Annotated in this window: 14 protein-coding genes; 13 read left to right on the top strand and 1 reads right to left on the bottom strand. The window is 66.4% G+C overall.

Annotated elements, in window-relative coordinates; genetic code table 11:
• Nucleotides 1–5 precede the first annotated feature (5 nt).
• The 9 genes from pcaH (at nt 6) to LFT47_RS20860 (ending at nt 7777) form a co-directional block, all read left to right on the top strand.
• A complete protein-coding gene (gene pcaH, locus LFT47_RS20900; RefSeq protein ID WP_236818740.1) occupies nt 6–881 on the top strand; it encodes a protocatechuate 3,4-dioxygenase subunit beta in 876 nt (291 codons plus the stop codon).
• Between the two features lie 3 nt (nt 882–884).
• The gene (gene pcaG / locus LFT47_RS20895) at nt 885–1460 is read left to right on the top strand and encodes a protocatechuate 3,4-dioxygenase subunit alpha (RefSeq protein WP_236813780.1); all 576 of its coding nucleotides are present in this window, start codon (nt 885–887) and stop codon (nt 1458–1460) included.
• On the top strand, nt 1457–2920 hold the full coding sequence (locus LFT47_RS20890) for a lyase family protein (RefSeq protein ID WP_236813778.1): 1464 nt from the start codon (nt 1457–1459) through the stop codon (nt 2918–2920). The genes pcaG and LFT47_RS20890 overlap by 4 nt, the downstream gene beginning before the upstream one ends.
• Entirely contained in the window at nt 2913–3716 is an 804-nt protein-coding gene (locus tag LFT47_RS20885; RefSeq protein WP_236813775.1) for an alpha/beta fold hydrolase, read from the top strand. The genes LFT47_RS20890 and LFT47_RS20885 overlap by 8 nt, the downstream gene beginning before the upstream one ends.
• Nucleotides 3713–4192: a 4-carboxymuconolactone decarboxylase gene (gene pcaC / locus LFT47_RS20880; RefSeq protein WP_236813773.1), complete on the top strand. Its 480-nt coding sequence runs from the start codon at nt 3713–3715 to the stop codon at nt 4190–4192. Before LFT47_RS20885 ends, pcaC begins: the two co-directional genes overlap by 4 nt.
• Nucleotides 4193–4274: 82 nt before the next feature.
• Nucleotides 4275–5504, top strand: a complete 1230-nt coding sequence (locus LFT47_RS20875; RefSeq protein ID WP_236813772.1) for a thiolase family protein — start codon at nt 4275–4277, stop codon at nt 5502–5504.
• Between the two features lie 4 nt (nt 5505–5508).
• Nucleotides 5509–6168, top strand: coding sequence for a 3-oxoacid CoA-transferase subunit A (locus LFT47_RS20870; protein WP_236813770.1), 660 nt, complete (start codon nt 5509–5511; stop codon nt 6166–6168).
• A gap of 1 nt (nt 6169) precedes the next feature.
• Nucleotides 6170–6856, top strand: a complete 687-nt coding sequence (locus LFT47_RS20865) for a 3-oxoacid CoA-transferase subunit B (protein WP_236813768.1) — start codon at nt 6170–6172, stop codon at nt 6854–6856.
• A gap of 96 nt (nt 6857–6952) precedes the next feature.
• Nucleotides 6953–7777: an IclR family transcriptional regulator domain-containing protein gene (locus tag LFT47_RS20860; RefSeq protein ID WP_236813766.1), complete on the top strand. Its 825-nt coding sequence runs from the start codon at nt 6953–6955 to the stop codon at nt 7775–7777.
• A 24-nt stretch (nt 7778–7801) separates the two neighbouring features.
• On the opposite strand, the gene LFT47_RS20855 is transcribed toward LFT47_RS20860, so the two are convergent.
• Entirely contained in the window at nt 7802–8413 is a 612-nt protein-coding gene (locus tag LFT47_RS20855) for an NADPH-dependent FMN reductase (protein WP_236813764.1), read from the bottom strand.
• Between the two features lie 227 nt (nt 8414–8640).
• On the opposite strand from LFT47_RS20855, the gene LFT47_RS20850 reads away from it, so the two are divergent.
• The 4 genes from LFT47_RS20850 (at nt 8641) to LFT47_RS20835 (ending at nt 15255) form a co-directional block, all read left to right on the top strand.
• Entirely contained in the window at nt 8641–9831 is a 1191-nt protein-coding gene (locus LFT47_RS20850; protein WP_236813762.1) for a Re/Si-specific NAD(P)(+) transhydrogenase subunit alpha, read from the top strand.
• Nucleotides 9831–10172 (top strand): NAD(P) transhydrogenase subunit alpha, encoded by a 342-nt coding sequence (locus tag LFT47_RS20845; protein WP_236813760.1) that lies wholly within the window; start codon nt 9831–9833, stop codon nt 10170–10172. The genes LFT47_RS20850 and LFT47_RS20845 overlap by 1 nt, the downstream gene beginning before the upstream one ends.
• Nucleotides 10169–11551 (top strand): NAD(P)(+) transhydrogenase (Re/Si-specific) subunit beta, encoded by a 1383-nt coding sequence (locus tag LFT47_RS20840; protein WP_236813758.1) that lies wholly within the window; start codon nt 10169–10171, stop codon nt 11549–11551. Before LFT47_RS20845 ends, LFT47_RS20840 begins: the two co-directional genes overlap by 4 nt.
• Before the next feature lie 227 nt (nt 11552–11778).
• Entirely contained in the window at nt 11779–15255 is a 3477-nt protein-coding gene (locus tag LFT47_RS20835; RefSeq protein WP_236813756.1) for a fibronectin type III domain-containing protein, read from the top strand.
• Nucleotides 15256–15273: the final 18 nt, after the last annotated feature.

The raw sequence follows: 15273 nt of genomic DNA, 5'->3' as shown, positions 1-15273 counted from the left end.
CCGTGCTGCTAGACGCAAATGCCGGGCACTACCAAGACGACGACGAGCTCGTACCGGCGGCCGAACCGCATGCCGCCCACGCGCCGTCGGACGCCGCCGTCGAAACCCAAGCGGATCTCAGCGCCGAGATCAAGGCCATCGGCGAGGCGTACGCCCGGGCACTCAAGGACGGGGCCGCGCCGGAGACCCAGCCCCGCCTGGACTTCGCGCCATACCGCAGCAGCATCCTGCGCCACCCCACCAAGAGCCTGCACCACGCGGATCCGGAGACCATTGAACTGTACTCTCCGGCGTTCGGGCACCAGGACGTGCACGCCCTGGAATCGGACCTCACCATCCAGCACAACGGCGAACCCCAGGGCGAGCGGATCATCGTGCAAGGCAAAGTGCTCGACGGCGATGGGCGCCCGGTTGCCGGCCAGCTCGTGGAGATCTGGCAGGCCAACGCCGCCGGCCGCTACATCCACAAGCGCGACCAGCACCCCGCCCCGCTCGACCCCAACTTCACCGGCGTCGGGCGTTGCATCACCGGACCGGACGGATCCTATCGCTTCACCACCATCAAGCCCGGCGCCTACCCGTGGAAGAACCACCTCAACGCCTGGCGGCCGGCGCACATCCACTTCTCGCTGTTCGGGACGGACTTCACGCAGCGCATCATCACCCAGATGTACTTCCCGGGTGACCAGTTGTTCCCGCTGGACCCCATCTACCAATCGATCGTGGACCAGGACGCCCGCGACCGCCTCGTCGCCAAGTACGACCACGAGTTGACGAGCCCCGAGTGGGCCCTCGGATACAACTGGGACATTGTGCTGAGCGGGTCGAAGCGGACCTGGACCGAAAACGAAGCCTTTGGCGACACCGGAGATGAGGAGTAGACCATGAGCAAGCTGACACCCACACCCGGCCAGACCGTCGGCCCCTTCTACGGTTACGCCCTTCCCTTTAATAAGGACAACGAACTCCTCGCCCCCGGCAGCCCCGGAAGCATCCGCCTGCAAGGCACCGTCTACGACGGCGCAGGAGAAGCCATCCCGGACGCCATCCTGGAGATCTGGCAGCCCGACGCCGAAGGCAAGGTGGTCCAGCGCACGGGCTCCCTGGTCCGTGACGGCTACACCTTCACCGGCTGGGGGCGAGCAGCAGTGGGCAACTCCGGCGTGTACACCTTCACCACGGTCAACCCCGGACCCACAGAGCCGGGAGCGGCTCCGTTCATTTCCGTCGCCGTCTTTGCCCGTGGCCTCATGAACCGCCTTTTCACCCGCATCTACCTGCCGGAAAACGAGGAAGCGCTCGCGGCCGATCCGCTGCTCAGCTCCCTCGATCCCGAGCGCCGCAGCACCCTGATCGCACGCCGCGACGGGGATGGCGGACTCACCTGGGATCTGCGCTTGCAGGGCGGGAACGAGACAGTATTTTTGGACTTCGAGCGCTTCGAAGGCGCCTCCCAGTGAGCGGCGACGGCGATTTCGGGCTGCTCAGCCCGGTCTCGGCGTCGCCCGCCGTGGGGGCGCTGACGGGTGACCGTGCGGTGATCGCAGCCATCCTCGACGTCGAGGCCGCCTGGTCTGTTGTCCTCGAAGAGGCCGGCTTCGCGCCTCCCGGTTCCGCCGCCGTCGTCACGGAAGCCGCGGAATCCTGGGCCTACGACGCCGCTTCCATCGCCGAACGCGCACAAGGTGGAGCCAACCCGGTCATTCCGCTGCTGGCCGATCTCCGGGGCAGGGTCAGGCAGCTCGACGCCGGGCATCCCGGCGGGGCCCTCGGCGCGCTTGCTGCCGTGCACACCTCCCTGACCAGCCAAGACGTCCTGGATACGGCCCTGATGCTGCTCGCGCACCGGGTGGTTTCCGCGCTTCTCGCCGAGGTAAAAGGTACGACGACGGCGCTCGCCGCCCTCGCACAGCAGCATGCGGACACGCTGTGCGTCGGCAGGAGCCTGACGCAGCATGCGCTTCCGTTCACCTTCGGGCTCAAGGCGGCGCAATGGTTCCACGGAGTGGCAGCCGCGGCCCGCCGCCTCGAAGCCCTGGAGTCGCCCGTGCAGTTCGGCGGGGCCGGCGGCACCCTGGCTGCCGGTACCGTGCTTACGCAAGGCTCGTCGCTCACGGAAGGCTCGCCGTCGGGCCCCTTTGCGCTGGCCGATGCTTTGGCCGGGAAACTGGGCCTCGCTCCCGTTCCCGCACCGTGGCACACGAACCGCCTTGCCGTCACCGCACTCGGCGACGCCTTGGCCTCCCTGACGGACTCCTTCGGCAAGATCGCCTCGGATCTGCTGTTCCTCAGCCGCCCCGAAGTTGCCGAGCTGGGTGAACCCCTTGCCGCAGGTCGGGGCGTCTCCTCTGCCATGCCGCAAAAGCAGAATCCCGTGTTGTCCGTGCTGATCCGCAGCGCGGCGCTCCAAGCCCCTGGCTTGGCCGCGCAGTTGCACCTTGCGGCCGCGAACTTCAACGACGAACGCCCGGACGGCGCTTGGCACAGCGAATGGCAGGCATTGCGGGGCTTGCTCCGGCTTGCACTTGGTGCCGCCACCCAATTGCGCGAGCTTGCCGAAGGGCTCCGTATCTTCCCCGAGGCGATGCGCCGCAACCTGGACATCTCCGGGCCGTTGCTGCTCAGCGAAGCTGTTGCATCCTCCGTTGCTCCGCTCCTCGGCACGGACAGGGGAGAAGCGAAGGCGAAACTGCAAGCCGTCGTCGACCAGACCCTCCAGGCACCCGCAGCGGAGCAGACCCGGATCTACACCAAGCTCCTGCGCGAAGCCGTGCCGGCCAGCAAGCTGTCCGACGAGGAACTGAAGGCACTTTTGAACCCTGCGAACTACGTCGGTGAGGCTGCGGAGATCAGCCGTCGCATCCTGGCCGCGTACCCCGAGTTTTCCCGCACCAACACGAAGGGAGCCGATCGTGGCTAAGCCCAGCATCAAAGCGGTGTTGCTGTCCCCGCAGCGCACCTTGGGGGAGAAGCCGCTCCTGGTGGTGGGCCCCTCCCTCGGAACCTCCACGGTGTTGTGGACCGAGACGGCAGCCCTTCTCGGCGGTGACTTCGACGTCATTGGCTGGGACCTTCCCGGGCATGGAGTCTCGCCCGCGGCCTCCGAAGTGTTCAGCGTCGCCGAACTGGCCGACGCTGTGGTGGATCTGGTGGATTCGATCGTGCCCGGAGCCGTGTTCCACTACGCCGGCGATTCCCTGGGCGGTGCCACCGGACTGCAGCTCGGCATCAAACACGGTGAACGGCTCAAGTCCCTGTCCGTACAGTGCACCGGAGCGAAGCTCGGTACGCCGGAGGGATGGCTGGAACGGGCTGAAACCGTCCGCGCGCAAGGCACCGCGGTGATGATCCAGGGTTCCGCGCAGCGTTGGTTCGCTCCCGGTTTCATGGATCGCCAGCCGGTGGTCAGCAGCCGCCTCCTGCACGCCCTGCGGGACGCCGACCGCTTCAGCTACGCCTTCTGCTGCGAAGCCCTCGCCGGTTTCGACGTCCGCGCCGAACTCGGCAGCATCACCGTCCCCACCCAGGCACTGGCGGGCGTCGAGGACACTGTTGCGCCGCCGTCGTTCGCTGAAGAAATTGCGGAAGGCATCAACGCCGGTGGCGGCACCGCTATCGCTATTGCGCTCGACGGCGTCGGGCATCTTGCGCCCGCGGAGGCGCCCGCCGTCGTCGCGGACCTCATGCGGACGTTCATGACGGAGGCCGGAAAATGAGCACCGATTGTTCGCCGGGAGCCGACAAAAACGGCGCTGTTCAGCGCGACGCCACCTCGCAGGAAATCTACGACGCCGGCATGGTGGTCCGCCGTGAAGTGCTCGGCGACGCGCACGTGGACCGTGCCAACGCCAAGAAGGACGAATTCACAGGTGACTTCCAGGACATGATCACCCGCATCGCCTGGGGCGGGATTTGGACCCGGCCCGGGCTGACGCGGCAGATGCGCTCGGCCGTCACCATCACCGCGATGGTGGCGCACGGGCACTGGGAAGAACTGGCCATGCACATCCGGGCTGCCATCACCAACGGGCTGAGCAGGGACGAAATCAAGGAAATCCTGCTGCAGACCGCCATCTACTGCGGAGTCCCCTCCGCCAACACCGCCTTCAAGACCGCACAGGGCGTCTTCGCGGAACTCGACGAGACCCCCGAATCCACCGCGGCCCCTGAAACCCCCACCCCACCCAACTGACTCGCATTAGATGTCGTTTTGAGCCCTCATAACGACATTAACTGCGAGCTAGTTGGGACTACAGACACTTAGAGGAGACCCCATGAACCAGGCGTATGTGTACGACGCCGTGCGCACACCTTTTGGAAAATTCGGCTCGGGCCTTGCCGGGGTGCGGCCGGATGACCTCGCGGCCCACGTGGTGCGCGAGGCCGTCAAGCGTGCCCCTGCTTTGGACGTTGAGCGCATCGACGAGGTCGTATTCGGCAACGCCAATGGCGCCGGCGAGGAGAACCGCAACATCGCCCGCATGGCCACCCTCCTGGCCGGGCTCCCGACGTCGATCCCCGGCACCACGGTCAACCGCCTGTGCGGCTCTTCGCTGGACGCCGCGATCATCGCCTCCCGCCAGATCAACGCCGGCGACGCAGAGCTGGTTCTGGTGGGCGGCGCCGAGTCCATGTCCCGCGCGCCCTGGGTATTGCCCAAGACCTCGAAGCCGTATCCGGCCGGAGATATGACCCTGGCCTCCACCACTCTGGGCTGGCGCCTGGTGAACCCGGCCATGCCCAAGGACTGGACCATTTCCCTGGGCGAGGCCACCGAACGGCTCCGCGAGAAGTATGGGATTACCCGGGAGCGGCAAGACGAGTTCGCCGCGGCCTCGCACAACCTCGCCGCGGCGGCGTGGGACGAGGGCTTCTACGACCAGTTGGTGAGCCAGGTTCCGGGTACGGAGTTGGTCCGTGATGAAGGCATCCGTGCGGGCTCGACGGCGGAGAAGCTCGGCGGGCTCAAGACCGTGTTCCGTGCCGAATCCGCCGGTAGTGAGGGTGGAACGGTCACCGCGGGGAACGCGTCCCCACTGTCCGACGGCGCCTCCGCGGCCTGGATCGGCAGCGAAAGCGCCGCCGGGCTGCTCGGGCTGGAGCCGCTCGCCCGCATCGCCGGCCGCGGAGCACACGGAAACGATCCCCAGTTCTTCGGCTACGCGCCCGTGGAAGCGGCTAACAAGGCACTCGCGAAGGCGGGCATCGGCTGGGAGCAGGTGGGCGCCGTCGAACTTAACGAAGCCTTCGCCGCACAGTCCCTGGCGTGCATCGATGCGTGGGGAATCGACCCGTCCATCGTGAACCGGCACGGCGGCGCGATCGCGATGGGCCACCCGCTGGGCGCCTCCGGCACCCGGATCCTGGGCACCTTGGCCCGCAGCCTTCAGGCTTCCGGTGAGCGTTGGGGTGTCGCCGCGATTTGCATCGGCGTCGGGCAGGGCCTGGCCGTGGTGCTTGAGAACGTCACTGCCGGAAATTCGGCACAACCGGTGAAGGGCTAAGGCAATGCTGAAATTCATAGACACTGTCGGCGAAGCAGTCGCCGGCATCAAGGACGGCTCTACCGTCATGATCGGAGGCTTCGGAAACGCGGGCCAACCGTTCGAACTGATCGACGCGCTGCTCGATACCGGTGCCACCGACCTCACCGTAGTGAACAACAACGCGGGCCAGGGCGATCAGGGCCTTGCACTGCTCATCAAGGAAGGACGGGTCCGCAAAATGATCTGCTCCTTCCCGCGCCAGTCCGATTCCTGGCACTTCGACGCCAAGTACAAGGCCGGGGAAATCGAACTGGAACTCGTGCCGCAAGGCAACTTGGCGGAGCGCATCCGGGCGGCGGGCGCAGGGATTGGCGGGTTTTTCACGCCCACCGGTTACGGCACCATGCTCGCGGAAGGGAAGCACACGCGCTTCCTCGACGGAAAATGGCAAGTGTTCGAGACGCCCATCCACGCCGACGTCGCACTCATCAAGGCGCTCAAGGCCGATGGCAAGGGCAACCTTGTCTACCGCAAAACGGCCAGGAACTTCGGACCGATCATGGCGGCGGCCGCAAAGCACACCATCGTCCAGGTGTCGGAGATCGTTCCGACCGGCGCCCTCGACCCGGAGAACGTGGTGACCCCGGGAATCTACGTCAACAGCATCGTGAAGGTGGCCTGACATGAGCATCCAAACCTCAACAACACCCCTGGGTCGTGACGATCTCGCGCGGCTCGTGGCGCGGGACATCGCTCCGGGCTCGTTCGTGAACCTCGGCATCGGCCAGCCGACGCTCGTCTCCAACTACCTCACGGAAGAGCAGAACATCACTCTCCACACGGAGAACGGGATGCTCGGAATGGGCCCTGAAGCCAAGGGGGACGCGATCGACGGCGACCTCATCAACGCCGGCAAGATCCCCGTCACCGAGCTCCCCGGCGCCTCGTATTTCCACCATGCCGATTCCTTCGCGATCATGCGCGGCGGGCATCTGGATATCTGCGTCCTCGGCGCTTTCCAGGTGTCGGCCACGGGTGACCTCGCCAATTGGCACACCGGAGCACCGGACGCGATTCCGGCCGTCGGCGGGGCGATGGACCTGGCCACCGGCGCCAAGGACGTATTCGTCATGATGACTCTCCTGACCCGCGAGGGCGCGTCCAAGCTCGTCGACACCTGCAGCTACCCGCTTACTGGGGTGGGATGCGTGACCCGCGTGTACACGGACAAAGCGGTCTTCCTGATAGGGCCCGACGGCGTGACCGTGCGTGAGACGTTCGGCTGCACCTTCGAAGAACTCCAAGCCATGGTGCCGGTCCCGCTGGTGCCGTTCGACGAGAAGGCGGCCGGCGCCGTCGTCGGGGTCTAAACGCGCCTCAAGTCGATCGCGAACTGGCAGCAAATGCCCTCTGGAGGCAATCCATGGGGCAACTGCTGCCAGTTCGCGCCAATAAGATGGGTAATCATGACCGACGCAGCAGTAGCAGGGGTGCCGCAGGCAGGTGCTCCCCAAGCGAGTGACCAGTATGTGCAATCGCTGGCACGCGGGTTGTCCGTGATCCGTGCGTTCGACGCGGCCAACCCCGTCATGACGCTCAGCGAGGTGGCGGCGCGTACAAACCTGACGCGTGCCACGGCCCGTCGATTCCTGCATACCTTGGTGGAGCTGGGCTATGTCCGCACAGACGGCAAGACCTTCGCGCTCACGGCGATGGTCCTGCAGCTTGGCTACTCATATTTGTCGGCCTTGTCCTTGCCCCAGCTCGCGCAGCCGCACCTTGAAGAACTCTCGCTGAAATTGGGGGAGTCGACGTCGGCCGCGGTGCTGGACGGAGCGGACATCTTCTATGTGGCCCGCGTGACCACACGCAGGATCATGACGGTCGGCATTTCGGTGGGCACCCGCTTCCCGGCCTACGCCACGTCCATGGGACGCGTCCTTCTGGCCGGCCTGACGCCGCTGAAACTGGACGAGTACCTGTCCTCGGTGGAGTTCAAGGAACTGACACCACGGACCATCACGTCGCGCGAAGCCTTAATAGCCGAGCTGGACCGGGTGCGCAAGCAGGGCTGGTGTCTCCTGGACCAGGAACTGGAACTCGGGCTCATGTCCATCGCTGCGCCGGTGTGGAATCACCATGCCGGCCATGTGGCCGCAGCGGTCAATGTCTCGCTCCAAGCCCAAAACGTCGCTGCCCAGCCGAACCCCGAGGCCTACCTCGAATCGGTCCGGGAGCAGATCGTGGAGACCGCGCGGGCGATATCGCAGGACGTCTCGGCGAAGCATTAGCCGCGCAAGGAACCTGCGCCCGCGCTACCGCGTCAGCTTGGCGTGGTCCGGGTGGTGGTCGCCGATGTGCCCTGGTGCGTTGGCAGCCAGGACCCGCTCGACGAACGCACAGTATTCCTCCACATAGTGGCGCAGGATGGATGCCGTGCCTTCGTCCCTGACCGATCCGTCCTCGTTGTAGGACGCCGGATTGAATTTGATGTAGGCCTCCGGGGCGTTCAGCTGAGGTGCGTCGAGGAAGCTCAGGACGCTGCGCATCGACGCCTGCATCACGGCCGTCCCGATGCTGCCAGGTGATGTCCCGATGATCCCCGTTGGCTTGCGCGCGAAGGAGTTGGTTCCCCAGGGCCGGGATCCCCAGTCGATGGCGTTCTTCAGGGCGCCGGGAACGGAGCGGTTGTACTCGGGGGAGATGAACAGGATCCCGTCCGAGGCCGCAATGGCGTCCTTGAGGGCCCGGCCGGCAGCCGGGTAGTCGGCGTCGTAGTCCGGGCTGTACAGAGGCAGGTCCTTGATAGGAATCTCTGTGAATTCGAGCTCTTCCGGCGCGACGCTGATGAGCGCCTTGGACAGGACCCGGTTGATGGAGCGGCTTGAAAGGCTGCCGACGAAGTATCCGATCTTGTACGTGGCCATGGCAATATTCCTTCCCGACGGCGCGGCCGGAACCGGCTCATCGACGGTGCGGTAACTGGAGGCTCCCAGCCCACAGCGAGCCTATTAGAGCAGTCCGAAGATGGGAATGGCCGCCCGGGGTGCCATCCCTACTCCCGTCAGGGCCTTCCGCGTCCTAGACTCAAGCCAACAACGGCTCGGGACAATGATGTCCAGAAGGACAATGGGGTTTCAGAAAGGGAGCGCTGGTGAAACTTGGCATAGCGCGGGAACGCCTGGACGGTGAACGGCGTGTGGCTGCGACGCCGGAGACCGTCCAGCAGTTGGCTGGACTGGGACTGGAAGTCGTCGTCGAAAGCGGAGCCGGAACCGCCGCGGGCCACAGCGACGAGGACTACCGCCTGGCCGGAGCTCTCATCGTCCCCGCCTTGGATCTGGCCACACTGGACGTCTACGGGCACGTCCGCCCCCTCGAACCCACGACGGCGGGCGCGCTCCGCCGGGGCGCCGTCACCGTGGGCCTGGCCTCGCCGTCGTCGGAACTTCCCACCGTCCGCGCACTCGCCGAAGCGGGCGTGACCTCCTTCGCGCTTGAGCTGGTGCCGCGCATTTCCCGGGCACAATCCATGGACGCGCTCACGTCCCAGGCCCTCGTGGCTGGATACCGTTGCGTGCTCGAGGCGGCAATGCGGCTCCCGCGATTCTTCCCCCTCTATATGACGGCAGCCGGAACCATTCCCCCCGCCCGCGTGCTGGTGTTGGGTGCGGGCGTGGCAGGCCTGCAGGCCATCGGTACCGCGAAGAGGCTGGGTGCACGCGTCTCCGCCAATGACATCCGGCCGGCGTCGGCGGACGAGGTCGCATCCATGGGTGGCACTTTCATCAAACTCGACGTGGAGACGGCGGAATCTTCCGGCGGCTACGCGCGCGAGCTCAGCGCCGACCGCGGTGCCCTGCAACGTGAGCTGCTCGCCCCGTACGTGGCCCAGGCAGACGTACTCATCACGACGGCGGCTGTCCCCGGACGGCGGGCCCCTCTCCTGGTGAGCCGTGAAATGGTCCAGCACATGCGCCCGGGCTCGGTGGTCGTCGACCTCGCCGCGGAGTCCGGCGGCAACGTGGAAGGCTCAGTGCCGGGTTTGGATCTTCAAATACCGACGGCGGATGGCCAGGGCACGGTCACCTTGGTGGGGATGAAGGATGTCGCCTCCGCCATGCCCGCGGACGCCTCGCGCCTCTACGCGAAGAACGTCGCGAACCTGCTGGCCTTGATGACGTGTGATGGCGCCGTCGTTCCGGACTTCGGCGATGAGGTGGTGGCGGGTGCGTGTTTGACGCACGACGGCGAGGTGCGGCACGGTCCGACGGCCGAGGCCCTTGCTGCGCTCTCGGCCGAGACGGCGGAATCCGTAACCTCTGCCAACGAGGGGGTCTCCTGATGGACGGCATCGCCCTGCTCACCATCACCGTCTTGGCTGTGTTCGTGGGCTTCGAAGTGGTCTCCAAGGTCTCAAGCACGCTGCACACGCCCTTGATGTCCGGGGCGAATGCCATCCACGGAATCATCCTGGTGGGCGCGATCATCGTCGCCGGGCAGGCCTCGGATCCGTGGGTCCTCGCGGTGGCCTTGCTCGCCGTCGTGCTCGCGACCGCCAATCTGGTGGGCGGCTTCGTAGTGACCGACCGCATGTTGGAGATGTTCCACGGCCGTAAACGCGTTGCACCCCCAGGCGCGAAATCGGAGCCCATAGCGGCCGAGTCCAAGGAGCGCACGCGATGACCCTCATCGATCCGGTGTGGACCTCGCTCCTCTACCTCGCGGCCGCGGTCTGTTTCATCCTCGCGCTCAAGGGACTCAATTCGCCACGTACCGCCCGGCGAGGCAACCTAGTGGGCGCATTCGGTGCGGCGCTCGCCGTCGCCACTGTCTTTTTGTCCGTCAAAATGGACAACGTTCCCTGGATACTGGGCGCGATGGTGGTCGGTTCGGGCGTGGCCGCGCCGGTGGCGCGTCAGGTGAAGATGACGCAGATGCCGCAGCTCGTGGCGCTGTTCAACGGCGTGGGCGGCGGTGCCGCGGCGCTCGTCGCACTCCTGGAACTTGCGCACACGGAGGACCACTGGGTGCGTGTGGCGATTGTCTTCACCTTGCTGGTGGGGGCGGTGTCGTTCGCGGGTTCCGCCATCACGTTCTCCAAGCTCCAAGAGTTCATGACCACCCGCCCGGTGGTCTTCCCTGGCCTGCCGACCCTCATGGGAGCGGTGCTGATCGCGGCGGTGGGTGCCGCCGTCGCCGTCGTTTTCAGTGGTTCCCTCGCGCTGGCGCTGCTGCTCTTAGTGCTGGGGTTGGCGGCAGGCGTCTTGCTGGTGCTGCCGGTAGGCGGCGCGGACGTGCCGATCGTCATCTCGCTGCTGAATGCCTTCACGGGCCTGGCCGTGGCTGCCTCGGGCCTGGTGCTTGGCAATGTGCTCTTGGTGGTGGCCGGCACGTTGGTGGGCGCCTCGGGCACCATCCTCACCAGGGCCATGGCGGCGGCCATGGGCCGCAGTGTTGTGGGTATCCTCTTCGGCGCGTTCAAGGGAAGCTCGACGGCGGGGTCGACGGCGGTGAGCGACCGCCCCGTCCGCTCCTCCAGCCCGGAAGACGTGGCCGTGCTCCTTGCCTACGCGCAACGGGTCATCATCGTTCCTGGCTATGGGCTCGCGGTAGCGCAAGGGCAGCACACGGCGGCCGAGCTGGCCCTTGCGTTGGAGGCGAGGGGCGTTGACGTGGACTTCGCGATCCATCCAGTGGCTGGCCGCATGCCCGGGCACATGAACGTCCTGCTCGCAGAAGCCAATGTGCCCTATGAGTCCCTCAAGGAAATGGGCGAGATCAACTCTGAATTCCGGACGGCCGACGTCGCGCTGGTGGTCGGCGCGAACGACGTCGTCAACCCGGCCGCGAAAACCACCGCAGGTTCGCCGATCTACGGGATGCCCATCCTTGAGGTGGCCGACGCGCGCCAAGTAGTCTTCCTCAAGCGCTCCATGCGGCCGGGATTCGCGGGAATCGAGAACGAACTCATGTACGAACCCCAGACCACACTGCTGTTTGGCGACGCCAAGGAATCCCTCACCAAAGTGTTGAGTGCGGTCAAGGCGCTCAAGCTTAGTTAACCAACCCTGCGGTGCCCGCGCGCCTCTCTGCTGCCGAATCAGGTGAGCACACTCAGGATCGCGGCCCACAGCTGCTGCCAGCCGGGTGAGCACACTCAAGACGCGGCCGGATGCAACGTCCTATCATCGCCGAAGACCCAGGGTGGGAATGCTCCCATCCTTGACGGTTGCCCGGCTTCGAATGGACGGTGAGTGGAGTGGCTGGACTCTCGACTCAGGAGCACAAGGTGACGCCGCGTTTCGGCGTCCGTTGGGCCGCAGTTGGAGCGTGCGCGGCAATGGTCCTGGCACTCCTCAGTGGCTTCGCTTTGCCGGCGCATGCGGCTGCAAACACAGTCATCACGCTGACCTTCGATGACGGCAACGCCGACCAACTGACCGCCGCAACCACGCTGAAGAACCTCGGACTTCACGGCACTTATTTCGTCCCCTCCGGGTGGGTCGATCAGCCGAGCTATTTCACGTCGTCGAACTTGCAGCAACTGTATGCGGACGGCAACGAAATTGCCGGGCACACCGTCACGCACCCGGACCTGGTCACGTTGACCTCGGATGAAGTGACGCGCCAGGTGTGCAACGGCAGGGTCGCCTTGGCAAACATGGGCTTCAAGGTCACCAGCTTCGCCTACCCCTTCGCTTCCTTGGACCCCGCTGTGCAGACCATCGTGAAGAATTGCGGTTTCAACAGCGCACGCGGGCTCGGGGACCTTTACAGCAAGGACGATCCGGGACTCCCGGCCGCCGAGAGCATCCCGCCCGCAAACCCCTATGACACCGCGGCGCCGGAGGAAGTGGACAGCACATGGACGCTGTCCAACCTTGAAAACTCCGTGACCAGGGCCCAGGCGGCTGGCGGTGGCTGGGTTCAGTTGACGTTCCACCACATCGCGGTCGGGACCGATCCGACCCTCACCATCAGCCCCAGTCTGTTCAACCAATTCGCCTCCTGGCTAGCGCAACAACAGACAGCGGGCGGCGTCGTCGTGAAGACGGTTGACCAGGTAATCGGTGGCGCGGTCCAGCCCCTCGTCTCCGGGCCGCCGGTGCCGCCGCCGCCTCCACAGGGGACCAACATGATCCAGAACCCGAGCCTGGAGACGCTCACCAGCGGAATTCCGCTCTGCTGGGCAGCGGGTGGATACGGCACCAACACGCCCAGCTATTCAGTGGTCTCACCCGGCCACACGGGCAACAATGCGGAGCTGCTGACAATGAGCGGCTATGTCAGCGGGGACGCGAAGCTCCTGCCGGCACTGGACCTTGGCGGCTGCTCACCCACGGGCACTCCAGGTCATATCTATCAGCTCAGCACCTGGTATAAATCCAATGTCATCACCCAGTTCGAGGTCTACTACCGCACAGGAACGGGGTATTGGACCTACTGGACGGCGAGCCCGTTGTTCAACGCGAGCAGCAACTGGACCCAGATCACCTGGACCACGCCGGCTCTTCCGGCAGGCGCCTCGGGTATCAGCTACGGACTGAACATCCAATCCAACGGTTCGATCACCACGGATGACTATTCGATGATCGACGTCACCCAGGCCGCGGCGACCGCGCCTGCGGCGCCGACCGGTGTGACCGCGACGGCGGGTAATGCTTCGGCGGTGGTGTCGTGGACGGCTCCGGCCAACGGCGGGTCACCGATCACCTCCTATACGGTGACGCCTTCCTCCGGTGGCACGGCCCTGGCTCCGGAGACGGTTACCGGGAATCCGCCCTCGACGACGGCGACCGTCACCGGACTGACTAACGGCACCGCGTACACGTTCACCGTCACCGCCACCAACGCCGTCGGGACGTCGCCGGCGTCGGCCGCGTCCGCGCCCGTCACCCCGACGGCCCCGACGGCGCCAGCCGCTCCCACGGGCGTGGCTGCGACGGCGGGGAATGCTTCGGCGGTGGTGTCGTGGACGGCTCCGGCCAACGGCGGCTCCCCGATCACTTCCTATACGGTGACGCCTTCGTCCGGTGGCACGGCATTGGCTCCGGTGACGGTCTCCGGTAATCCGCCCTCGACGACGGCGACCGTCACCGGACTGACTAACGGCACCGCGTACACGTTCACGGTCACGGCGACGAACGCCGTCGGAACGTCTCCGGCGTCGGCCGCCTCGGCCCCGGTCACGCCTTCGGCCCCGGTTCCGGGCGTCGTCAACGGCGGTTTCGAGTCCGGGCTGGCCTCCTGGACGACCGGCGGCGGCAAGGCACCCGTGGCCTCCACCGTTGCGCACACCGGCACGGGTTCTGCGTTGTTGGGCCTGGCATCGGGGGCCGAGCCGCTGGGGGACAGCAGCCTGTCCCAGACCATCACCATGCCCGCCTCCGGGACGTCCACGCTGTCCTTCTGGTACCAGCCGCACACCGCCGACGAGAGCTGCACCGGCACCGCCTGCCGCTACGACTGGATGGAAGCACAGGTCCGCACCACCGGCGGCACGGTCCTGGCCAGCCTGTTCAAACTCTGCAACAACAACGGCACCTGGACCCAGCTCAGCGCGAACCTCTCCGCCTACAACGGCCAGAGCATCGTGCTCTGGTTCAACGTCCACCTCGACGGCTCCAGCCCGGCGGATGACACCTGGATGTACCTCGACGACGTCACCCTCACCAACACCCAGACAACGCCCACGGCACCCGCCGCACCCACCGGCGTGACGGCGACGGCGGGGAACGCCTCCGCCACCGTGTCCTGGACCGCCCCGGCCAACGGCGGCTCCGCGATCACCTCCTACACGGTCACCCCGCACGCCGGCACCACCACCCTGGCCCCGGTCACCGTCACCGGGAACCCGCCCGCAACGACGGCAACCGTCTCCGGGCTGAGCAACGGCACCGCCTACACCTTCACCGTCACCGCCACGAACGCTATCGGCACCTCCCCGGCCTCGGCCGCTTCTGCCGCCGTCACCCCGACGGCGGGGGCCACGGCACCCGCCGCACCCACCGGCGTGACGGCGACGGCAGGGAACGCCTCGGCAACCGTGTCCTGGACCGTCCCGGCCAACGGCGGCTCCGCGATCACCTCCTACGCGGTCACCCCGCACGCCGGAACCACCACCCTGGCCCCGGTCACCGTCACCGGGAACCCGCCCGCCACCAGCACCACCGTCACCGGGCTGAGCAACGGCACCGCCTACACCTTCACCGTCACCGCCACCAACGCCATCGGCACCTCCCCGGCGTCGGCCGCCTCGGCGCCGGTCACCCCCACGGGAACCACCACCTCGGCCATCACCAACGGCGGCTTCGAATCCGGGCTCACCGCCTGGACCACCGGCGGCGTCCGGGCACCGGTGGCCTCCACCACCGCCCACACCGGCACCGGCTCCGCACTCCTCGGCCTGGCATCCGGGGCAGAACCCCTCGGCGACAGCAGCCTGTCCCAGACCATCACCGTCCCCGCCACCGGAACTACCACCCTGTCCTTCTGGTACCAGCCCCACAGCCAGGAAGACCCCTGCACCGGCAACGCCTGCCCCTACGACTGGATGGAAGCACAAGCCCGAACCACCACCGGCACCACCCTGGGAAGCCTGTTCAAACTCTGCAACAACAACGGCACCTGGACCCAGCTCACCGCCGACCTCACCCCCTACAAAGGCCAGACCATCACCCTCTGGTTCAACGTCCACCTCGACGGCTCCAGCCCCGCCGACGACACCTGGATGTACCTCGACGACGTCACCCTCACCAACGGCTGAGACCGTCGGGAGAGCTTA

Origin of the sequence: Arthrobacter sp. FW306-2-2C-D06B (assembly GCF_021789175.1) — a bacterium.
GTDB lineage: Bacteria > Actinomycetota > Actinomycetes > Actinomycetales > Micrococcaceae > Arthrobacter.
The sequence above is the reverse complement of the archived record's forward strand: the minus strand, read 5'-3'. Positions and strand labels throughout refer to the sequence as shown.